At 65.9% G+C, this 19,835-nt stretch carries 17 protein-coding genes; 2 read left to right on the top strand and 15 right to left on the bottom strand.

Annotation, left to right across the window (positions count from 1 at the left end; translation table 11 throughout):
* Positions 1 to 96: 96 nt before the first annotated feature.
* The 14 genes from ASE31_RS27940 to ASE31_RS27875 all read right to left on the bottom strand — a co-directional run bounded on the left by ASE31_RS27940 (position 97) and on the right by ASE31_RS27875 (position 15,968).
* Positions 97 to 1,113: an NADP-dependent oxidoreductase gene (locus ASE31_RS27940; protein WP_057205973.1), complete on the bottom strand. Its 1,017-nt coding sequence runs from the start codon at positions 1,111 to 1,113 to the stop codon at positions 97 to 99.
* Between the two features lie 70 nt (positions 1,114 to 1,183).
* The gene (locus ASE31_RS27935) at positions 1,184 to 1,615 is read right to left on the bottom strand and encodes a PaaI family thioesterase (RefSeq protein ID WP_057206238.1); all 432 of its coding nucleotides are present in this window, start codon (positions 1,613 to 1,615) and stop codon (positions 1,184 to 1,186) included.
* 97 nt (positions 1,616 to 1,712) lie between these two features.
* Positions 1,713 to 2,507: an SDR family oxidoreductase gene (locus ASE31_RS27930; RefSeq protein ID WP_057205971.1), complete on the bottom strand. Its 795-nt coding sequence runs from the start codon at positions 2,505 to 2,507 to the stop codon at positions 1,713 to 1,715.
* A 136-nt stretch (positions 2,508 to 2,643) separates the two neighbouring features.
* Positions 2,644 to 2,847 carry a hypothetical protein gene (locus tag ASE31_RS27925; RefSeq protein WP_057205969.1) on the bottom strand — a complete coding sequence of 68 codons (204 nt, stop codon included), beginning with the start codon at positions 2,845 to 2,847 and terminating at the stop codon, positions 2,644 to 2,646.
* A complete protein-coding gene (locus tag ASE31_RS27920; RefSeq protein ID WP_057205967.1) occupies positions 2,847 to 4,709 on the bottom strand; it encodes an acyl-CoA dehydrogenase in 1,863 nt (620 codons plus the stop codon). Before ASE31_RS27920 ends, ASE31_RS27925 begins: the two co-directional genes overlap by 1 nt.
* Before the next feature lie 97 nt (positions 4,710 to 4,806).
* Positions 4,807 to 5,286 carry a hypothetical protein gene (locus ASE31_RS27915; protein ID WP_057205965.1) on the bottom strand — a complete coding sequence of 160 codons (480 nt, stop codon included), beginning with the start codon at positions 5,284 to 5,286 and terminating at the stop codon, positions 4,807 to 4,809.
* Between the two features lie 175 nt (positions 5,287 to 5,461).
* Positions 5,462 to 6,637: an acetyl-CoA C-acyltransferase gene (locus ASE31_RS27910; RefSeq protein WP_057205963.1), complete on the bottom strand. Its 1,176-nt coding sequence runs from the start codon at positions 6,635 to 6,637 to the stop codon at positions 5,462 to 5,464.
* Between the two features lie 90 nt (positions 6,638 to 6,727).
* Positions 6,728 to 8,827 carry a 3-hydroxyacyl-CoA dehydrogenase NAD-binding domain-containing protein gene (locus ASE31_RS27905; protein ID WP_057205961.1) on the bottom strand — a complete coding sequence of 700 codons (2,100 nt, stop codon included), beginning with the start codon at positions 8,825 to 8,827 and terminating at the stop codon, positions 6,728 to 6,730.
* Positions 8,828 to 9,014: 187 nt separating this feature from the next.
* A complete protein-coding gene (locus tag ASE31_RS27900) occupies positions 9,015 to 9,710 on the bottom strand; it encodes an ABC transporter ATP-binding protein (RefSeq protein WP_057205959.1) in 696 nt (231 codons plus the stop codon).
* 3 nt (positions 9,711 to 9,713) lie between these two features.
* Positions 9,714 to 10,496, bottom strand: a complete 783-nt coding sequence (locus ASE31_RS27895; protein ID WP_057205957.1) for an ABC transporter ATP-binding protein — start codon at positions 10,494 to 10,496, stop codon at positions 9,714 to 9,716.
* 8 nt (positions 10,497 to 10,504) lie between these two features.
* Positions 10,505 to 11,854, bottom strand: coding sequence for a branched-chain amino acid ABC transporter permease (locus tag ASE31_RS27890; protein WP_057205954.1), 1,350 nt, complete (start codon positions 11,852 to 11,854; stop codon positions 10,505 to 10,507).
* A gap of 4 nt (positions 11,855 to 11,858) precedes the next feature.
* On the bottom strand, positions 11,859 to 12,812 hold the full coding sequence (locus tag ASE31_RS27885) for a branched-chain amino acid ABC transporter permease (RefSeq protein ID WP_057205953.1): 954 nt from the start codon (positions 12,810 to 12,812) through the stop codon (positions 11,859 to 11,861).
* Between the two features lie 91 nt (positions 12,813 to 12,903).
* Entirely contained in the window at positions 12,904 to 14,136 is a 1,233-nt protein-coding gene (locus ASE31_RS27880; protein ID WP_057205952.1) for a branched-chain amino acid ABC transporter substrate-binding protein, read from the bottom strand.
* A 188-nt stretch (positions 14,137 to 14,324) separates the two neighbouring features.
* Positions 14,325 to 15,968: a 3-(methylthio)propionyl-CoA ligase gene (locus ASE31_RS27875; RefSeq protein WP_057205950.1), complete on the bottom strand. Its 1,644-nt coding sequence runs from the start codon at positions 15,966 to 15,968 to the stop codon at positions 14,325 to 14,327.
* A gap of 216 nt (positions 15,969 to 16,184) precedes the next feature.
* Between ASE31_RS27875 and ASE31_RS27870 the strand changes: the two genes are divergently transcribed.
* Positions 16,185 to 16,871, top strand: coding sequence for a Crp/Fnr family transcriptional regulator (locus ASE31_RS27870; RefSeq protein WP_057205949.1), 687 nt, complete (start codon positions 16,185 to 16,187; stop codon positions 16,869 to 16,871).
* A gap of 32 nt (positions 16,872 to 16,903) precedes the next feature.
* Here ASE31_RS27870 and ASE31_RS27865 read toward each other — a convergent pair whose 3' ends face one another.
* The gene (locus ASE31_RS27865) at positions 16,904 to 18,610 is read right to left on the bottom strand and encodes a carboxylesterase/lipase family protein (RefSeq protein WP_057205947.1); all 1,707 of its coding nucleotides are present in this window, start codon (positions 18,608 to 18,610) and stop codon (positions 16,904 to 16,906) included.
* 193 nt (positions 18,611 to 18,803) lie between these two features.
* On the opposite strand from ASE31_RS27865, the gene ASE31_RS27860 reads away from it, so the two are divergent.
* Positions 18,804 to 19,823 carry an AraC family transcriptional regulator gene (locus ASE31_RS27860; RefSeq protein ID WP_057205945.1) on the top strand — a complete coding sequence of 340 codons (1,020 nt, stop codon included), beginning with the start codon at positions 18,804 to 18,806 and terminating at the stop codon, positions 19,821 to 19,823.
* Positions 19,824 to 19,835: the final 12 nt, after the last annotated feature.

The raw sequence follows: 19,835 nt of genomic DNA, 5'->3' as shown, positions 1-19,835 counted from the left end.
AGGGCCGCCCCGCCGCGCTGGGGGCGTCCCCCTCCCGCATTGCGCAGCAATGCGAGAGAGGGGGAAGGCGCGAAGCGACTCAGGGGGTGCTTCATTTCAGATGAGTTTGACCAGTTGCTTGCCGAAGTTCTTGCCTTTGAGCAATCCCAGGAAGGCTTCGGGGGCGGCAGCAATGCCCTCCGCCACAGTCTCGCGCGGGCGCAGCTTGCCGGTGCCCACCAGCGTGCCCAACTCCTTCAGGGCCTCGGGCCAGACTTCCATGTGCTCGCTGACGATGAAGCCTTCGATCTTCATGCGGTTGATCAGCATCAGTGCCGGGTTGGCCATGGGCAGGGGCTGGCCATCGTAGCCGGCGATCATGCCGCACAGGGCCACGCGGCTGAAGGCGTTCATGCGCAGCATCACGGCGTCCATGATCCAGCCGCCCACGTTCTCAAAGTAGCCGTCGATGCCCTTGGGGCAGGCTTCCTTGAGCGCCTTGGACATCGCCTTCACGTCGCTGTGTTCCTTGTAGTCGATGCAGGCATCGAAGCCCAGCTCTTCGACCGCGTAGCGGCACTTGTCGGCCCCGCCCGCAATGCCCACGGCGCGGCAACCGCGGGCCTTGGCCAGCGCGGCAAAGGCGCTGCCCACGGCGCCGGTGGCGGCGCTCACCACCACGGTGTCACCTTCCTTGGGCGCGATGATCTTCACCAGGCCATACCAAGCCGTCACGCCGGGCATGCCCACGGCGCCCAGGTAGTGCGACAGGGGTACATGCGTGGTGTCCACCTTGCGCAGGGCACCGGGCGTGTTGGCATCGACCACGCTGTATTCCTGCCAGCCGCCCATGCCCACGACCTTGTCACCCACGGCGTACTTGGGGTTCAGGCTCTCGGCCACCTCGCCCACGGTGCCGCCGATCATGACCTCGCCCAGGCCTTGCGAGGCCGCGTAGCTCTTGCTCTCGTTCATGCGGCCGCGCATGTAGGGGTCCAGGCTCAGGAAATGGTGGCGCACCAGCACCTGGCCGTCCTGCAGCGCGGGCGTGTCGGTGGCCACGAGCTTGAAGTTGCCGGCCACGGCTTCGCCCTGCGGGCGGTTGTCGAGAACGATCTGTTGGTTGCGGGCCATGGGGAACTCCTGGGAAAAATGGGGCTTGTGGTGAAAGGCCTGGGCCTTCGGATGCGAAAACTCCGCGCGCTCAGTCGCTGGAGATGTTTTTGAGGGGTTGACCAGTAGCGGGGTCTACCGCCGGCCGGCGCACGTACTTGAAGGTACCCGTCGCATGGCTGCACAGGCGCCCCTCGCCGTCATAGACCGAGGCCTCGGTAAAGGCCATCGAGGCCGTGCGGTGCAGCAGGCGCCCCTTGGCCACCAGCGGGCCGCGGGCAGCCTGCATGAAGCTGGTCTTCATCTCGATGGTGACCACGCCGTGGTCCGGCGTCTCGCTGCGCGCGGCCGTGGCCATGGTCACGTCGAGCAAGGTCATGGTGGCGCCGCCATGCGTGACCTCGAAGGAATTGAGGTGCTCGGGCGCCGCCTCGTAGTGCAGCTCCGACTCGCCCTGCTGCATGCGGTGCAGCGTGAAGCCCAGGTGGCTGACGAAAGGAATGGGAACACCGAAATTCAGCACAGGCAACTCCAGAATACAAAGGGGAAAGCTGCAAGCATAGCCCCGCTGGAGCCGCTCCGCAGCCGGCCCGCGCGCAGCCGGCGCGCAGGCGCGGGCCTCAGCCTCCCGTGACGATGCTCACGCCGCCATCCACCGCCAGCCATTGGCCGGTAATGTGCTTGCCGGCGTCCGAGGCATACAGCGCGCAGAGCCCCTTCAGGTCTTCGTCGTCACCCAGGCGGCCCAGCGGGGCGTGGGCGGCCAGGGCTTCCTCACCCATGGCCTTGAGCGTGCCCACCGTCATCTTGCTCGGAAAGAAGCCCGGGCAGATGGCGTTCACACGGATGTTGTACTGGCCCCATTCGGCCGCCAGCGCACGCGTGAAGTTGATCACCGCGCCCTTGGAGGTGTTGTAAGCAATGGTGTTCATGCCCTTGGGGTTGCCGCCCAGGCCGGCGATGGACGCCACGTTGATGATGCTGCCGCTGCGCCGGCCGATCATGCTGTGCTTGGCGATGTGCTGCGACAGGATGAAGTAGCCGCGCACATTGAGGTTCATGACCTTGTCCCAGGCTTCCACGGGGTGGTCTTCCGCCGGTGCGCCCCAGGCGGCACCAGCGTTGTTGAGCAGAATGTCCACATGGCCCAGCCGCGCCAGGGTCTCGTCGCCCAGGCGGCGGATATCGGCCTCGTTGGAGCAGTCGGCGGCGATCCACTGCGCATCGATGCCAGCGGCCTTCAATTCAGCAGCGGCCTCTTCCAGGTCGGACGCCTTGCGCGAACTCAGCAGCACCTTGGCGCCGGCCTCGCCCAGCGCCTGCGCCAGCTGCAGGCCCAGGCCGCGCGAGCCGCCGGTCACCAGGGCGGTCTTGCCGGTCAGGTCGAACAGTTGTTGGATGGTGCGGGTGGTCATGTTGTCTCCTTGGATGGTCGTTGGTGGGCTGAGCATGGCGTGGTCGCCATGCACATGTGAAATGGCGGTTGCGCAGTCATTGTGCGGCGCAACCAAAGAGGGCCGTGTCGCCTGCGCGATTGGCGCCCTGCAATTCTCAGGCGCCGGGCTGCATGCGCGAGCGCACGCCGATCAGCACCACGCCCACGGCCGCCAGGACACCGCCGGTGAGCCCCAGGGCCCAGCCCAGCGGCTCGTCCGCCGGGGCCGTGGCAATGCCCAGCACCAGCGTGAGCAGGCCGCCGTAGATCAGCGCCCAGATGAGCTGGTGCATGCGCTGCAGGGTGTGCGGTGCGGTCATCAAAATGCGTCCTCAGGGAACACCGCGCAGGTCGCGTCGCGCGTGCTGACGACCTGCAGCCAGGCGCCGATCTTGGGCAGTTCGTAGTGGAAGAAAAAGCGCATGGCGCCCATTCTGCCCACACCCGCGGATTGCTCCAGCGCAGGGTCGGCCTGCAGCGTGGCCAGGGCCACGTCCAGCCACACCCAGGCCAGCACCATGTGGCCAAAGGCCTGCATGTAGGGCACGGCATTGGCAAGCGCATCGGCCGGTTGGCCTGTGGACCAGGCAGCCTTGGTGGCGGCACCCACCTGCTGCAGCGCACTGCCCAGGGCATTGGCGTGCGCAGCCATGGCAGGCACCTGGATGGCGCGCTCGATGGTGCCGTTGATGCGCGCGGCCAGCAACTGCAGGCCCCGGCCGTTTTCCATCAGCACCTTGCGGCCCAGCAGGTCCATGGCCTGGATGCCGTGCGTGCCTTCGTGGATCATGTTCAGGCGGTTGTCGCGCCAGTACTGCTCCACCGGGAAGTCGCGCGTGTAGCCGTAGCCGCCGTGGATCTGGATGGCCAGGCTGTTGGCCTCCAGGCACCACTCGCTGGGCCAGCTCTTGGCGATGGGAGTGAGCACTTCCAGCAGCAGGCGGGCCTCGTCGGCGGCCACTGAATCGCCGGTGGCCTGCTCGTCCACCAGGCGCGCGCAGAACAGGTTGAGCGCGAGCGCGCCCTCGCCGTACGACTTTTGCGCCAGCAGCATGCGCTTGACGTCAGCGTGCTCGATGATGCGCACCTGGGGCTGTGCCACGTCCTTGACCACGGCGGCAGCCGCAGCGTCCTTGTCCTTGGGGCCCTGCACCGGGCGGCCCTGGGGCCGGTTCTTGGCGTAGTCGAGGCTGGCGTAGTAGCCGGCCAGGCCGAGCATGGTGGCCGCCATGCCGATGCCGATGCGCGCCTCGTTCATCATGTGGAACATGCAGTGCAGGCCCTTGCCGGCCTGGCCCACGAGGTAGCCCACGGCGCCCGCCTGGCCATCGACCGGGTACTTGCCCTCGCCGAAGTTGAGCAGCGTGTTGGTGGTGCCGCGCCAGCCGAGCTTGTGGTTCAGGCCCGCCAGCGCCACGTCGTTGCGCACGCCGGTCAGTTGGCCATCGGTGTCCACCATCTTCTTGGGCACGATGAACAGCGAGATGCCCTTGGTGCCGGGCACCAGCTTGCCGTCGGGGCCGGGGATCTTGGCCAGCACCAGGTGGATGATATTCTCGGTGAGCTCATGCTCGCCGGCCGAGATCCACATCTTGTTGCCCTTGAGGCGATAGCGCGGGCCCAGCGGGTCGCTCTCGAAGCCATCGCCATCGGGCACGGCGCGCGTGGCCACATCGCTCAGGCTGGAGCCGGCCTGCGGCTCCGACAGGCACATGGTGCCCGAGAAGCGGCCCGAGAATTCATTGAGCGCGAACACCGTCTTCTGCGCCTCGGTGCCATGCACCATCAAGAGGTTGGCGTTGCCCACCGTGAGCAGGCCCGAGCCCATGCTGATCGATGCCACGGCAAAGAAGCTGTTGGCCGCCGCCTCCACCGTGTAGGGCAGCTGCATGCCGCCGATGTCGTAATCCTGTGCGGCGCTGAGCATGCCCGAAGCCGCATAGGCCCGGTTTGCGTCATGCGTGCACTGGGGCAGCGTGACCTTCTCGCCGTCGAAGTGCGGCTCCTGTGTGTCCACCGTGCGGTTGAAGGGCGCGTACTTCTCGCGCGCGATGCGCTCGCAGGTGTCGAGCACCGCGTCGAAGGTGTCGCGCGAATGGTCGGCAAAGCGCTCGCGCTCGGGCAGGGTCTGCGCGTGCAGCCACTGGTAGAGAAGGAATTCGACGGTGGGGCGAAGGCTCATGTGTGAAAACCCTGGAGAAAACGCGCGCAGGGCGCAGGAATGAACCACCGGGCCGCACCGCCGCCGCACGGGGCGGCGGTCGCATACCTGGCGGCTGCTACTTCTTGTTGGCCAGCACGACTTCGGCAAAGCACCAATAGTCCATGTCGTCGTCGGGTTTGGGCTGGCAGTTGTTCTCGCCCAGTTGCAGGCGCCGTGCAGTGGCAGGCAGGCCGGGGAACTCGATCTTCAAGGTCTTGCGCGCACCCGGCTTGATGGTGTCCATGCCCTGGTCGCAGGCCTTGAGGCCCGTGGAGCCCAACTGCTTGACGACCTTGCCGGTATCGAGGTCCTTGATCGAGAAGGACTCGGGCCGCGCGCTGGCATGGGCACAGGCCTCGATGGTTTCCTTGCTGGTGTTGCGCAGCAGGATGGTCGCGGTGACGCGGTCGGCCGCGATGGTGATTTCCTGCAGGATGGTGTCCCGGTCTTCCGGCAAGGCCTGGTTGAGCTTGTAGCTCTGTGCGTGGGCAGTGCCCGCAACGCCCAGGGTCGAGGCGACCAGGACGGCCAGTGCTGAGCAAACCTTCGTGAACATAGGTGGATCTCTCTTGATGGATGGTGATTGTTGTAGACCCGGGACGGGGCACGGCACTTGCCGCGCCTCGTCTGCAGGCCGGCCGCCGAAGCAGCCGGCCCGCATTGTCCCAAAGCTCCCTGTGAGCAAACGTAAGCACCACAACGCTTACGCCCCCACACACATCACCGGCGCATCAGAGCACTTCGAAGATGCCCGCAGCACCCATGCCGCCGCCGATGCACATGGTCACCGCCACGCGCTTGGCGCCGCGGCGCTTGCCTTCGATCAGGGCGTGGCCCGTCAGGCGCTGGCCCGACACGCCGTAGGGGTGGCCCACGGCGATGGCACCGCCGTTGACGTTGAGCCGGTCGGCTGGAATGCCCAGCTTGTCGCGGCAGTACAGCACCTGCACGGCGAAGGCTTCGTTCAGCTCCCACAGGTCGATGTCGTTGACCGTGAGGCCCAGCTTCTTGAGCACCTTGGGCACGGCGAACACCGGGCCGATGCCCATTTCGTCAGGCTCGCAGCCGGCCACGGCGAAGCCGAGGAAACGGCCCAGGGGTTTGAGGCCCTTCTTGCTCGCGTACTCTTCGCTCACCACCACGCAGGCACCGGCACCGTCGGAGAACTGGCTGGCATTGCCGGCCGTGATCAGGCCGCCGGGCAGTGCCGAGCGCAGGCCGCTGATGGACTCGACCGTCGTGCCTTCGCGCGTGCCTTCGTCCTTGCTCAGGGTGACCTGCTTGGTGATCAGGCCCAGGTTCTTGTCGGCCACGCCGGCCGTCACGGTGATGGGGGCGATCTCGGCATCGAACAGGCCGGCGGCCTGGGCTGCGCAGGCCTTTTGCTGGCTGGCGGCGCCGTACTCGTCCATGGCTTCACGGCTGATGTTGTAGCGCTTGGCCACCTGCTCGGCGGTCTGCAGCATGCTCCAGTAGATCTCGGGCTTGACCTTGTCCAGGGCCAGGTCGCGCAGCATGTGGATGTTCATTTCCTGCTGCACGCAGGAGATGCTTTCCACACCGCCGGCAACATACACGTCGGCTTCGCCGGCGATGATGCGCTGTGCCGCCAGGGCGATGGTCTGCAGGCCCGAAGAGCAGAAACGGTTGACCGTGACGCCCGATGCCGTGACCGGCAGGCCGGCGGCCAGCGCGATCTGGCGTGCGATGTTGGCGCCGGTGGCGCCTTCGGGGTTGGCACAGCCCATGATGACGTCTTCGACGTCGGCGCCGTCGATGCCGGCGCGCTCGATGGCGTGCTTGACGGCATGGCCGCCCAGCGTGGCGCCATGGGTCATGTTGAGGGCACCCTTCCAGCTCTTGGCGAGCGGGGTACGGGCGGTGGAAACGATCACTGCGGAGGTCATGGGAAAAATCCTTTCAGGGGTGGAACGCACCGATGGCCGCCAGGGGCGTATGCATCCGGTGCGGCTTCACTGCATCAATCAGTAGTTCGCTCAGGCGAACGCCTTGCCTTCGGCTGCCAGCTTGGCCAGCAGCGGCGCGGGCTTCCAGAACTCCGCATCGTCGTTGGGGTTCTTGGCAAAGCGGTCCATGGCCTGCACCACGTTGAACAGGCCCACTTCGCTGGCGTAGTGCATGGGGCCGCCGCGGTAGATGGGGAAGCCATAGCCCGTGAGGTAGACCATGTCGATGTCGCCGGACTTGCTGGCGATGCCGTCTTCCAGGATGTGTGCGCCTTCGTTGACCAGTGCGAACACCAGGCGCTGCACGATTTCCTCGTCGGAGATCTTGCGCGGCGTGATGCCCAACTCCTTGCGGTGGTCTTCGATCATCTTGTTGACCAGCTCGCTCGGAATCGCATCGCGCTTGCCGGCCTGGTAGTCGTACCAGCCTGCGCCGGTCTTCTGGCCGAAGCGGCCAAGCTCGCACAGCTTGTCGGCGGTGCGGCTGTACTTCATGTCGGCGCGCTCGACGGAGCGGCGCTTGCGGATCGCCCAGCCGATGTCGTTGCCAGCCAGGTCGCCCATGCGGAAGGGGCCCATGGCAAAGCCGAACTTCTCGACGGCCTTGTCCACCTGCTGGGGCGTGCAGCCCTCGTCCAGCAGGAAGCCGGCCTGGCGGCTGTACTGCTCGATCATGCGGTTGCCGATGAAGCCGTCGCACACGCCCGAGACCACCGAAGTCTTCTTGATCTTCTTGCCGATGGCCATCACGGTGGCCAGCACGTCCTTGCTGGTCTTGGCGCCGCGCACCACTTCCAGGAGCTTCATCACGTTGGCGGGGCTGAAGAAGTGCATGCCCACCACGTCTTCTGGGCGCTTGGTGAAGGCAGCGATCTTGTCCACATCCAGCGTGGAGGTGTTGGAGGCCAGGATGGCGCCGGGCTTCATCACGGCGTCGAGCTGCTTGAACACGGTTTCCTTGACGCCCAGCTCCTCGAACACAGCCTCGATCACGAGGTCGGCATCCTTGAGGTCGGCGTAGTCGAGCGTGGTCGTCAACAGGGCCATGCGCTGCGCGTACTTGTCTTCCTTGAGCTTGCCCTTCTTGACCTGCGCTTCGTAGTTCTTCTTGATCGTGGCCACGCCGCGGTCCAGGGCTTCCTGCTTGGTCTCCAGGATCTTGACGGGGATGCCGGCGTTCAGGAAGTTCATGGAGATGCCGCCGCCCATGGTGCCGGCGCCGATCACGGCCACGGACTTGATCTCGCGCTTCGGGGTGTCGGAGGGCACGTCAGGGATCTTGGAGGCAGCGCGCTCGGCCATGAACAGGTGGCGCAGGGCGCGCGACTCGGGCGTCCACATCAGGTTGATGAAGACCTCGCGCTCGAACAGCATGCCGTCGGCGAACTTGCGCTTGGTGGCGGCTTCGACCGCGTCCACGCACTTGGCGGGCGCGGGGTAGTTCTTGGCCATGCCCTTGACCATGTTGCGCGCGAACTGGAAGTACGCATCGCCTTCGGGGTGCTTGCAGGGCAGGTTGCGCACCAACGGCAGCGGACGCACGTCGGCCACGCTCTGGGCAAAGGCCAGGGCTTCGGCGGCCAGCGCCTCGGCGGATGCGGCCATCTTGTCGAACAGCTTCTGGCCGGGCACGGAGCCGATCATCTCGCTCTTGACGGGTTCGCCGCTGACGATCAGGTTCAGGGCGGCTTCCACGCCCAGCACGCGCGGCAGGCGCTGCGTGCCGCCGGCGCCGGGGATCAGGCCGAGCTTGACTTCGGGCAGCGCCAGACTGCAGCCAGGCGCGGCGATGCGGTAGTGGCAGCCCAGGGCCAGCTCCAGGCCACCGCCCATGGCAACCGTGTGCACGGCGGCCACGACGGGCTTGGACGAATTCTCGATGGCGGCGATCACCGACAGCAGATTGGGTTCCTGCAGGGACTTGTCGGTGCCGAACTCCTTGATGTCTGCGCCGCCGGAAAACGCACCGCCAGCGCCGGTGACGACGATGGACGTGACCGCTGCATCGGCATTGGCGCGGCCGAGGCCGTCCACGATGCCTTGGCGGGTTGCCAGGCCCAGTCCGTTGACGGGGGGGTTGGCCAGGGTGATCACGGCAACGGAGCCGTGGACTTTGTATTCAGCGGTCATGCTGTTGTTCCTTGGAGAGTGAAAAAGAACGATCGTGCGTTTTTATTGTAGAGACTTCGCGCGGCCCTGGCGTGTCAATTTGTCCCGGTGGGGACATGGCTCTGGGCCACCAAACCGTCTCCTTGGGCAAAAAAAGAGGCGCCATGAGCTGTCAGGCGCCTCTTTGTCATGCTTTGGCCGGAAGTCGTCAGACTTCAAGCCACTCCTTGCGGATGTAGTTGTCGGCCCGCAGGCTGTCGGGCGTGCCCTGGAAGACGATGGAGCCATGGCCCATCACCAGTGCCCGGTCCGAAATCTTCATGGCGATGGTGAGCTTCTGCTCGATCAGCAGCACCGAGATGCCGCGCGCCTTGATGGTCTGCAGGTACTGCCCCACCAGCTCGACGATCTTGGGCGCCAGGCCTTCGGTGGGCTCGTCGATGATGATCAGGTCGGGGTCGCCCATCAGCGTGCGGCACAGCGTGAGCATCTGCTGCTCGCCACCGGACATCACGCCCGCCTCGGTGTGCTGGCGCTCCTTGAGGCGCGGGAACATCTCGTACATGTCGTCGAACGACCAGCGGCTGCCCTTGCCGCTGCCCTTCTGGCCCAGCAGCAGGTTCTGGTGCACGGTGAGGTTGGGAAACACGTCGCGGCTCTCGGGCACATAGCCCAGGCCCAGGTGGGCGATCTCGTAGGCCTTCTTGCCCGTGAGGCTCTGGCCCTTGAACTCGAGCGTGCCCTCCCAGTCCACCAGGCCCATGATGGCCTTGGCGGTGGTGGAGCGGCCCGAGCCGTTGCGCCCGAGCAGCGCCACGATCTCACCGGGCTGCACGTCGAAGCTCACGCCATGCAGCACATGGCTCTTGCCGTAGTAGGCGTGGAGGTTGTCAATTTTCAGCATAAATCAGTGTCCCGCGCCCTGCTCGTCGGCCACGGCCGATCCCAGATAGGCCTCCTGCACGCGCGCATTGGCGCGCACCTTGTCGGGGGTGTCGAAGGCGATCACCTCGCCGTACACCACCACGGCGATCTTGTCGGCCAGGCCGAACACCACGCCCATGTCGTGCTCCACGGTCAGCAGGGTGCGGCCCTCGGTCACCTCCTTGATGAGGCCGATGAAGCGGGTGGTCTCGCTCTTGCTCATGCCGGCCGTGGGCTCGTCCAGCAGGATCACGTTGGCGCCACCGGCGATGGTGATGCCGATCTCCAGGGCGCGCTGCTCGGCATAGGTCAGGTTCATGGCCAGCGTGTCGCGCTTCTTGTCGAGCTTGATCATCTCCATGAGCTCCCTGGCGCGCTGGTTGGCATCGTGCAGGTTCGACAGGAAGCGCAGGAAGGTGTACTTGTAGCCCATGCTCCACAGCACGCCGCAGCGCAGGTTCTCGAACACGCTCAGCTTGGGGAAGATGTTCGTGATCTGGAAGCTGCGCGACAGCCCCATGCGGTTGATCTCGTACGGGGCCAGGCCGTTGATGCGCTGGCCGTTCAGGATCACGTCGCCGCTGGTGGGGGCGAAGCGCCCGCTGATGAGGTTGAACAGGGTGGACTTGCCGGCGCCGTTGGGGCCGATGATGGCCACGCGCTCGCCGGGTGCCACCACCAGGTTGGCACCGCGGATGATTTCGGTCTTGCCGAAGCTCTTGCGCAGGTCACGCAGTTCGAGCGCGCAGGACGCTTGAGGGGTCATGGTATTGCTCACTGTGCCTCCCCCCGCTTGATGGCATGTTCGATCTCTTCCTGGATGGTGCTCCACTGGCGCAGGAACTGGCGCCGGCACATCTCGAAGAGCGCCAGGCCGGTGAGGAACACGAAGCCCGCACCGAACCAGGCCGTGAGGCCCTTGGCATCGATCATGGCGCCCATGAACTTGAGCTCGGATCCCAGGGCCGCGTTGAGCTGCAGGTGGTAGGTCATCTCCACCATGCATGCAGCACCCAGCACGGCCACCAGGCCGGTGCCGGCCAGGCCCATGTACGACACCCAGAGCTGGCGCAGCTTGCCGTACTTGGCCAGGCGCAGGTTCATCATGATCAGGCTGGCGATGCCGCCAGGGGCGTACATCACCATGAACAGGAACACCAGGCCCAGGTACAGCAGCCAGGCCTTGGAGATCTCGGACAGCAGCACCGAGGCCAGCACCAGCAGCACGGCGCCGATGATGGGCCCGAAGAAGAACGTGGCCCCGCCCAGGAAGGTGAACAGCAGGTAGCCGCCCGAACGCAGCACGTTCACGCTGTCGGCACCGGTCACGATCTCGAAGTTGATGGTGGCCAGCCCGCCGCCGATGCCGGCGAAGAAGCCCGCGATGATGAACGCGAAATAGCGCACGCGCTGCGTGTTGTAGCCGATGAACTCCACGCGCTCCGGGTTGTCGCGCACGGCATTCAGAATGCGGCCGAGCGGCGTGCCCGTGAAGGCGAACATGGCCGCAGTGCAGACGAAGCAGTAGGCGGCAATCAGGTAGTACACCTGCATGCCAGAACCGAAGTTCAAGCCGAAGAAGGGCTTGCCGTAGACGCGGTCGGTGGTGATGCCGCCCTCGCCGCCGAAGAACTCGGGGAACATCAGCGCCATGGAGGCCACCAGTTCACCAATGCCCAGCGTGATCATGGCAAACGTGGTGCCCGACTTCTTGGTGGTCACGAAGCCCAGCAGGATGGCGAAGAACATGCCTGCCAGCCCGCCGACCAGTGGAATCAGCACCAGCGGGATGGGCAGCCCCCCCTTGGTCGCCATGTTCATGGCGTGGATGGCGATGAACGAGCCCAGGCCCGTGTAAACCGCGTGCCCGAAGCTGAGCATGCCGCCCTGCCCCAGCAGGATGTTGTAGGACAGGCAGATGATGATCAGGTAGCCGATCTGCGAGAGCATGGTCAGCGCCAGGCCGCTGCGGAACACGTGGGGGGCCACGATCAGCATCGCGGCGAACAGCGACCAGACGACGAAGCGGCCCACGTTCCACGGCTTGAACCGGTAGTGGGAGGTGCCCTGTGGGGCGCTGGCCTGTGGCGCAGCGCCGGAAACGGTGGTGGTGGATGAGGTCATGGCATCAGTCCTCGCGGGTGCCCAGCAGGCCCTTGGGACGGAAGATCAGGATGAGCACCAGGAACAGGTACGGAAGAATGGGCGCCACCTGGGAGATGGTGAGCTTGAGCAAGGGGTAGCCGAAGGTCTGGTCGGTCACCGCCACGCCCAGGGGTCGCAGCACGTGGATCATCGAATAGTCGAGCGCCACCGCGAAGGTCTGCACCAGGCCGATCAGCAGCGAAGCCAGGAACGCCCCAGCCAGCGATCCCATGCCGCCGACCACCACCACCACGAAGATGATGGAGCCGACCGAGCCCGCCATGGCCGGCTCGGTGACGTAGGTGTTGCCGCCAATCACGCCGGCCAGGCCGGCCAGGGCCGCGCCGCCGCCAAACACCAGCATGAACACACGCGGCACGTTGTGGCCCAGCGCCTCGACCATCTCGGGGTACTTGAGCGCCGCCTGGATCACCAGGCCGATGCGTGTGCGGGTGAGCAGCAGCCACACCGACACCAGCATCAGCAATGCGATCAGCATCACGAAGGAGCGCGACCTGGGGAACTGCGTGCCGTACAGGCTGAACAGCGGACCCTGCAATTGCGTGGGCAGACCGTAGGGCACCGTGGCACGGCCCCAGACGAGCTGCACCAGCTCGAGGATCAGGTAGGACAGGCCGAAGGTCACGAGCAGCTCAGGCACGTGGCCGAACTTGTGCACGCGGCGCAGGCAGTAACGCTCGAACGCAGCACCGAGCGCGAAAACGAGGAGCGGCGCCAGCACCAGCGCCGGCCAGAAACCGATGACGCCCGAGATGCTGTAGGCAAAGTAGGCACCCAGCATGTAGAAGCTGGTGTGTGCAAAGTTGAGCACACCCATCATGCTGAAAATCAGTGTGAGTCCCGAGCTCAGCATGAACAGCAGCAGCCCGTAGCTCACGCCATTGAGCAGGGAGATCACGAAAAACTCAGGATTCATTGGAATTTTTCAGGTCAAGGGTAAAAAAAGAGGCCCGAGCCAGGTCGGGCCTCGATACGCAGCAAAGGCCTGGTCAGGCCCCTGTGGGCGCTTATGGGCGCTTCATCTGGCACGAGGTGGGCGTGCTGGCCACGAAGGGCTCGTAGTACTTCACGGGCACAAAGGTGTAGCCGGTGCTTTCCGAGTCGAGCGGGAACTTGCCGCCGGCCTTCTCCCACTTGGAGATGAACAGGCCCTGCTGCAGCTGGTGGTCGGTCTTGCGCATTTCGACTTCGCCATTGAAGCTCTTGAACTTCATGCCTTCCAGGGCCGCAGCCACCTTCACAGGGTCGGTGGACTTGGTCTTCACGAAGGCTTCGGTGAGCATGGAGAAGGCGTGGTACACGGCTCCGGTGTACATATCGTCGTTGAACTTCTTCTTGTAGTCCACCACGATCTTGTTGATTTCGCCCGGCAGGTTGATGTGCGCGTAGGCCACCATGTACACGCGGCCAGCGGCGGCCGAGCCCATTGCGGTCGGGCTGCCGGTGACGGAGCCGTAGTAGGTATAGAAGTTGACGTTGTTCAGGCCGGCGTCGTTGGCGGCCTTGATCAGGAGCGCCAGGTCGGAACCCCAGTTGCCGGTGATCACGCTGTCGGCGCCCGACTGCTTGATCTTGGCGATGTAGGGCGAGAAGTCGCGCACCTGGGCCAGGGGGTGCAGGTCGTCGCCGACGAATTGCACGTCAGGGCGCTTGCGGGCCATCATTTCCTTGGCGTACTTCGAGACTTGGTGGCCGTGCGCGTAGTTCTGGTTGATCAGGTAGACCTTCTTGACTTCGGGCATGTCCTTCATGAAGGTGGTCAGCGCTTCCATCTTCATGGAGGTGTCAGCGTCCAGGCGGAAGTGCCAGTAGCTGCACTTGCTGTTGGTCAGGTCCGGGTCCACGGCGGCGTAGTTCAGATACACGACTTCCTTGCCGGGATTGCGTGCGTTGTGCTTTTCCAGCGCATCCATGATCGCCAGGGCCGGGCCCGAGCCGTTGCCCTGCACCACGTAGCGCGCGCCCTGGTCCATGGCCGAGCGCAGTGCGCTGGTGGTCTCTTGCGGGCTGAGCTTGTTGTCGATGCCGATGATCTCGAACTTCACTCCGGCAGCGTTCTTCTTGTTGAACTCTTCGGAGATGAACTGGAAGCTCTTGAGCTGGTTGGTTCCCACGGCCGCCATCAGGCCCGAAAGCGGGTCGAGCCAGGCGATCTTGACGGTCTCACCTTTTTGAGCGAATGCGGCGCCAGCGCTCGCCAACAGGACGGTGGCTGCTACAGCCTTCATAGCGAATTTCATGGTTTTGTCTCCTTGTAAATCGACACGACGCAGCGTACCGCGTTGCAACACGACGCCCCTCAGGGATTGCCCCTACCGGCGTCGCCCACGTGACTGGCGGGCACTCCCCCGAGCGCCGCACCAGCCTGGGGCAGCGCTGACAACAGCCCTCGCGACCTTCGCGAAGACCTGCCCAGCGCAGCCCCGGATCACAGGCCTGGAAGCCTGTAATCCTTGAGTTGCTCACGCAACTTTGTCTTGAGCATCTTGCCCGTGGCACCGATAGGGATGGCCTCCAAGAACACCACGTCATCGGGGATCTGCCACTTGGCGGTCTTGCCCTCGAAGAAGGCCAGCAGTTCCTCGCGCGTGACCTCGGCGCCCGGGCGCTTGACCACGGCCACGATGGGGCGCTCATCCCACTTGGGGTGCGGCATGCCCACGCACGCAGCCATGGCGATGGCCGGATGGGCCATGGCGATGTTCTCGATGTCGATGGAGCTGATCCACTCGCCGCCGGACTTGATCACGTCCTTGCTGCGGTCGGTGATCTGCATGAAGCCGTCGGCGTCGATGGTGGCCACGTCGCCCGTGGGGAACCAGCCGCGGCCCTGCGCGTCCTTGACCAGCGGATGGCCGCCCTCGCCCTTGAAGTAGCTGTCCACGATCCACGGGCCCTTGACCAGCAGGTCGCCATAGGTCTTGCCATCCCAGGGCAGTTCCTCACCGTCGGCGCCGACGATCTTCATGTCCACGCCGTAGATGGCGCGGCCCTGCTTGAGCAGGACCTTCATCTGCTCTTCCTTGGGCAGCGCCAGGTGCTTGTTCTTCAGGGTGCACAGCGTGCCCAGCGGGCTCATCTCGGTCATGCCCCAGGCGTGCAGCACTTCCACGCCGAAGTCTTCCTTGAAGGCGTGGATCATCGCGGGCGGGCAGGCCGAGCCGCCGATGACGGTGCGCTTGAGGGTGGAGAACTTCAGGCCCGCAGGCTTCATGTGGCCGAGCATCATCTGCCACACCGTGGGCACACCGGCGGCGTAGGTGACCTTCTCGGACTCGATGAGTTCGTAGATCGACTTGCCGTCCATGGCCGGGCCGGGGAACACCAGCTTGCAGCCCGTGAGCGCAGCCGAATACGGGATGCCCCAGGCGTTGACGTGGAACATGGGCACCACCGGCAGCACCGAGTCGCGGGCCGACAGGCACATCACGTCGGGCAGTGCTGCCGCATAGGCGTGCAATGTGGTGGAGCGGTGGCTGTAGAGCGCGGCCTTGGGATTGCCCGTGGTGCCGCTGGTGTAGCACATGCTCGATGCGGAGTTCTCGTCGAACTCGGGCCAGGCGTAGTCGGGCGAGTGGGCACCGATCCAGGCCTCGTAGCTCGTGAGGCCGGGGATGCCGGAATCCGCAGGCAGCTTGTCGGCGTCGCACAGCGCCACCCATTTCTTCACCGTGGGGCACTTGGCGTGCACCGCCTGCACCAGGGGCAGGAAGGTCATGTCAAAGCACAGCACCTGGTCTTCGGCATGGTTGGCGATCCACGCGATCTGCTCGGGGTGCAGGCGCGGGTTGATGGTGTGCAGCACGCGGCCCGAGCCGGAGACGCCGAAGTACATCTCCATGTGGCGATAGCCATTCCAGGCCAGCGTGGCCACGCGGTCGCTGAACTGCAGGCCCAACCCGTCGAGCGCATTGGCCAGGCGGCGCGCGCGCTGGCCCAGGTCCTTGTAGGTATAGCGGTGGATGTCGCCCTCCACGCGCCGCGAGACGATTTCGGCGTCGCCATGGTGGCGTTCGGCGAACTCGATCAGCGACGAGATCAACAGGGGTTGGCTCTGCATCAGGCCCAGCATGTGTGCTCCTTGAATGTTGTGGTGAAGTGGGCAATCATCGTAACGCGCGCTGGCCTGCTGCGGGGTCTCCGAAGCGCCCCTTTCGGCTGCGTGCCACGCGGGCTTCCTGGCTGCGCAGTGTGCGGCGTGGGCCGCTTGGCGCCAACACCTGTCGCCCGCCCGACAAAGGCCAAGGGATTACCCTGCATGCCGCTGTGCGCTGCGAGAATTGGCAGCATGCTCTGCCTCGCCCCGCACGCCCAGCGCTTCATCACCGCCCAGCCCTGGTTCGCCGGCCTGCCGGCGGCCATGCAGGAGCGCGTGCGCGCCGAAGTGTTCGAAGAAAGCGGTGACAAGGGCGACGTGATGATGCCCGCTGGCAGCGCCGTGCAGGGCTGGCACGCCGTGCTCTCGGGCCTGGTGATGCTGCAAAGCCCGGCCAGCCGCGGCCGCGCGTCGGCCTTCATCGGCGTGCCCGATGGCGAATGGTTCGGCGAAGGCTCGGCCATGAAGCCCGAGCCCCGCAGGTACCACGTGGTGGCCCTGCGCCCTACCCGCCTCATGTGCCTGCCGCTGCCGGTCTTTGCCGCGCTGCGCGAGAGCAGCCTGGCCTTCAACCAGTTCCTGGTGCTGCACCTGAACATGCGGCTCGGGCAGGCCATGACCATCATCGAGGCCGGGCGCACGCAGTCCACCGAGCACCGCGTGGCGCTGTACCTGAGCCGCCTGTTCTGGCCCAGCACGCGCCGGCTCAACCTGACGCAGGACGAGCTGGGCCAGCTCGTGGGCCTGTCGCGCCAGACAGTCAACCGCGTGCTGCGCTCGCTCGAAGGCATGGGCATCGTGTCGCTGGATTTCGGCAAGGTGGCCATCGTGGACGACGACGCGCTGGGCGCATACCTCGCCGCCACCGCAGCCGCCTGAAAGGACATTAAAAGGGGCATCAGGATCCTGGCTTACTGGAGGCTCAGGCGCGTGGCCTTCTGGTCGGCGTCGAAGATGAACTTGCGCGGCCAGGGCTGCCACTCCTGGCCCAGGCCCGCATGGTTGGGGTTGCCGGTGTGCACAAAGGCACGCACGCTGTCCATCATCACGCCCGAGAGCGCCAGCCGGCCCGGCTGGTTGGCCGTGCTGTTGGCCGCTTTGGCCAGCAGCGAGGGGCCGAAGTTGCCGAACACGAAGGGCAGATCGAAGCCGTGGGCTGCGCCGTACACATCGTTCCAGGGCGCGGGCTGCTGGGCCCAGTTGAACTGGTAGCTCCAGACGTTGGTCTGCTGCGTGCGCAGGGTATTGAGCAGGCTGTCGCGGCTCGGCTCGATGAATACGCTGCCCAGCAGCTTCATGCGCGCGTTGTAGCCCGTGGCAGGGGCTGTGACCGGCAGGTAGGAGGCATCGACGATGTCCGCCACCGTCAGCGTGGTGGGCGCATCGGGGTTGAAGGCCTGCGTCATCGCGAAGCGCTCGGCGTCGCTGATCTTCATGCCCGGCTTGCCGCCCAGGAGGGCGAGGAACGGGGCAAAGAGCTTGGCCTCGTCGGCCGTGTAGCCCGAGAGCACTGGCACCTTGTGGTAGCGTCCGGCCGCCATCTCTGCGATCGGATCCACCGGCAGCACCACGCCATCGGGGATGGGGCCCGAGCCCGTGAGCCCGCTTTTCAGCACCGTCTGCAGCACCACGCGGCCGTCCTTGCCACGCAGGTAGCTGGCGGTCTGTGCAGGTGTCCAGCCAGCCACCAGCGCCGCCGCAGCTGCAGCATCGGGCGCCAGGCCATCGGCCAGCGCCAGGGCCGCCAGCAGCGCAGCCGACTGGCCCGCGTATTTGGAGGCAGGGTTGAGCGTGGGGATGGAGCCTGCAGGCAACTGGCTCGCCAGCGAGGTGCCACCGCTGATCGGCAGGGCCTTGTGGAACAGGCCCGCCGCCTGGGGCGAGGTGAGCAGCGCCAGCACGTTGCCGGCACCGGCCGACTGCCCCATCAGCGTGACGTTGCCCGCATTGCCGCCAAAGTTGCCGATGTTGCGCTGGATGAAGGACAGGGCCTGCACGTTGTCGAGCAGCGCGTAGTTGCCGGTATAGGCCTGCGTACCGGTATGCAGCTGCGGCATCTGGAAGAAGCCCAGCACGTCGAGCCGGTAGTTGGCCGTGACCACCACCGCGTTGGCCGAGCGGGCCAGCGCCGCCCCGTCGTAGACCGGGTCGGCCGTGTAGCCCGAGATGGCGCTGCCGCCGTGCAGGAACAGCAGCACGGGCAGGTTGTCCTGCGTGCTCGCTGGGCGCCAGATGTTCAGCGTCAGGCAGTCCTCGTTGCCCACGGGCGTGCCCAGGGTCTGGCCGATGCTGTCGTCAAAGCGGTTGTTGGCACCGGGGCCATAGAGGCGCCCCATCTGCAGGCAGGCATTGCCAAAGCGCGTGGCATCGCGCTCGCCGCTCCAGGCCACAGGCGCCACGGGGGGCTGCCAGCGCAGCTCGCCCACGGGGGGCCGGGCAAAGGGGATGCCCTTCCACGAATAGGTGCCCGTGGTGGCGCTGGCATCGGCGCCGCGCACCGTGCCGTACGCGGTCTCGCGCACCTCGGGCGCGGTGCCCGAACCACCGCCACAGCCGGCCACCGCCAGCACGGAAAGGACTGCTCCCAGGCATTGCACACGCCAGCGCGAATCGACCATGTCTTGTCTCCTTTGGGGTTTTCTCAAAACGGGTCGGGCCTCTGTGTACAGTAACGTGACGCCAGGGCACAACCTCGACGCCGATTGTGGAAAGGAGCAGGCCTTTCGCTACTATCGCAACCTTGCCAAAACACTGACTTCAGCTCCCACCTCGCGTAAACCCTGAGCCCACCGTGACCTCGATCGCAACCCGATGACTCCCCGCACAAGTTCCGCCGCCTGGGTGCGCGGCACCACCGACATGATGGCCGCCGAAGGCCTGCCCGTGGCCGAGCTGTGCAGCGAGGCCGGCATCGACCTGGCGGCCCTGCAGCAGCCCCATGCACGTGTGGATGTGGACCGGATCAGCCAGCTGTGGGAGCTGGCCGTGGCACGCTCCGGCAAGCTGGATCTGGGGCTGTGCCCCCAGCTCACCGCGCGCTATGGCAACGTGGACGTGGTGGGCTACGCGCTCGCATCGGGCCCGAACCTCATGGTCGGCTTTCAGCACCTCACGCGCCACATGGCGGTGATATCCGACTGCACCGCGTTCGAGCTGGAGCGCGAAGCACGCGGCTACTGGTTCTCCATCGCGCACATCGGCGGTACGCGCCCGGTGCCGCGCCAGCGGGTCGAATACGCGCTGCTCACCCTGTTCACGCTGTGCGGCTGGCTCACGCGCCGCGACCTCAAGCCCATCGCCGTGGAACTGACCACGCCGCAGCCGGCGCCTGGCAGCGAGGCACGCTACGAAAAAGCCTTCGGCCTGCTGCCCCGCTTCGCGCAGCCGGCCAGCCGCATCCTGCTGGCCGAAGCCGACATGCTGGCCGACATCCCCACGCACAACCCCAGCCTGTGGGCCATGCACGAGCGGCTGGTGGAAACCGAGCTTGACCACCTGGGCCACTCGCTGGCGAGCACGCGCGTGCGCGCCGAGGTGGCGCGCATCCTGCACAAGGGCGAGCCGCGCCGCGACGACATCGCCGCGCGCCTGAACATGACCGACCGCACCCTGCAGCGCCGGCTGCAGGCCGAATCGGCCACCTACCAGCAACTGCTGGACGACACGCGCCGCGAACTCGCACGCCAGTACCTGGCCGACCCGCGCCGCAACCTGACCGAAGTGGCCGACCTGCTGGGATTTGCCGACCAGAGCAACATGTTCCGCGCCTGCAAGCGCTGGTTCGGCATGCCGCCCGGTCAGTACCGGGCGCAGCTGCAACAGGGGGACTGACGGCTGCACCCC

This window comes from Acidovorax sp. Root217 (assembly GCF_001428645.1).
Lineage (GTDB): Bacteria > Pseudomonadota > Gammaproteobacteria > Burkholderiales > Burkholderiaceae_C > Acidovorax.
The sequence above is the reverse complement of the archived record's forward strand: the minus strand, read 5'-3'. Positions and strand labels throughout refer to the sequence as shown.

What these genes read in the sequence shown, in the direction of transcription:
- ASE31_RS27875 (WP_057205950.1), bottom strand. Translation starts at nt 15,968, where the DNA reads ATGCTGGGCCTGATGCAGAGCCAACCCCTGTTGATCTCGTCGCTGATC.
- ASE31_RS27885 (WP_057205953.1), bottom strand. Translation starts at nt 12,812, where the DNA reads ATGAATCCTGAGTTTTTCGTGATCTCCCTGCTCAATGGCGTGAGCTAC.
- ASE31_RS27905 (WP_057205961.1), bottom strand. Translation starts at nt 8,827, where the DNA reads ATGACCGCTGAATACAAAGTCCACGGCTCCGTTGCCGTGATCACCCTG.
- ASE31_RS27870 (WP_057205949.1), top strand. Translation starts at nt 16,185, where the DNA reads ATGCTCTGCCTCGCCCCGCACGCCCAGCGCTTCATCACCGCCCAGCCC.
- ASE31_RS27915 (WP_057205965.1), bottom strand. Translation starts at nt 5,286, where the DNA reads ATGTTCACGAAGGTTTGCTCAGCACTGGCCGTCCTGGTCGCCTCGACC.
- ASE31_RS27865 (WP_057205947.1), bottom strand. Translation starts at nt 18,610, where the DNA reads ATGGTCGATTCGCGCTGGCGTGTGCAATGCCTGGGAGCAGTCCTTTCC.
- ASE31_RS27895 (WP_057205957.1), bottom strand. Translation starts at nt 10,496, where the DNA reads ATGACCCCTCAAGCGTCCTGCGCGCTCGAACTGCGTGACCTGCGCAAG.
- ASE31_RS27940 (WP_057205973.1), bottom strand. Translation starts at nt 1,113, where the DNA reads ATGGCCCGCAACCAACAGATCGTTCTCGACAACCGCCCGCAGGGCGAA.
- ASE31_RS27890 (WP_057205954.1), bottom strand. Translation starts at nt 11,854, where the DNA reads ATGACCTCATCCACCACCACCGTTTCCGGCGCTGCGCCACAGGCCAGC.
- ASE31_RS27900 (WP_057205959.1), bottom strand. Translation starts at nt 9,710, where the DNA reads ATGCTGAAAATTGACAACCTCCACGCCTACTACGGCAAGAGCCATGTG.
- ASE31_RS27910 (WP_057205963.1), bottom strand. Translation starts at nt 6,637, where the DNA reads ATGACCTCCGCAGTGATCGTTTCCACCGCCCGTACCCCGCTCGCCAAG.
- ASE31_RS27930 (WP_057205971.1), bottom strand. Translation starts at nt 2,507, where the DNA reads ATGACCACCCGCACCATCCAACAACTGTTCGACCTGACCGGCAAGACC.
- ASE31_RS27925 (WP_057205969.1), bottom strand. Translation starts at nt 2,847, where the DNA reads ATGACCGCACCGCACACCCTGCAGCGCATGCACCAGCTCATCTGGGCG.
- ASE31_RS27860 (WP_057205945.1), top strand. Translation starts at nt 18,804, where the DNA reads ATGACTCCCCGCACAAGTTCCGCCGCCTGGGTGCGCGGCACCACCGAC.
- ASE31_RS27880 (WP_057205952.1), bottom strand. Translation starts at nt 14,136, where the DNA reads ATGAAATTCGCTATGAAGGCTGTAGCAGCCACCGTCCTGTTGGCGAGC.
- ASE31_RS27920 (WP_057205967.1), bottom strand. Translation starts at nt 4,709, where the DNA reads ATGAGCCTTCGCCCCACCGTCGAATTCCTTCTCTACCAGTGGCTGCAC.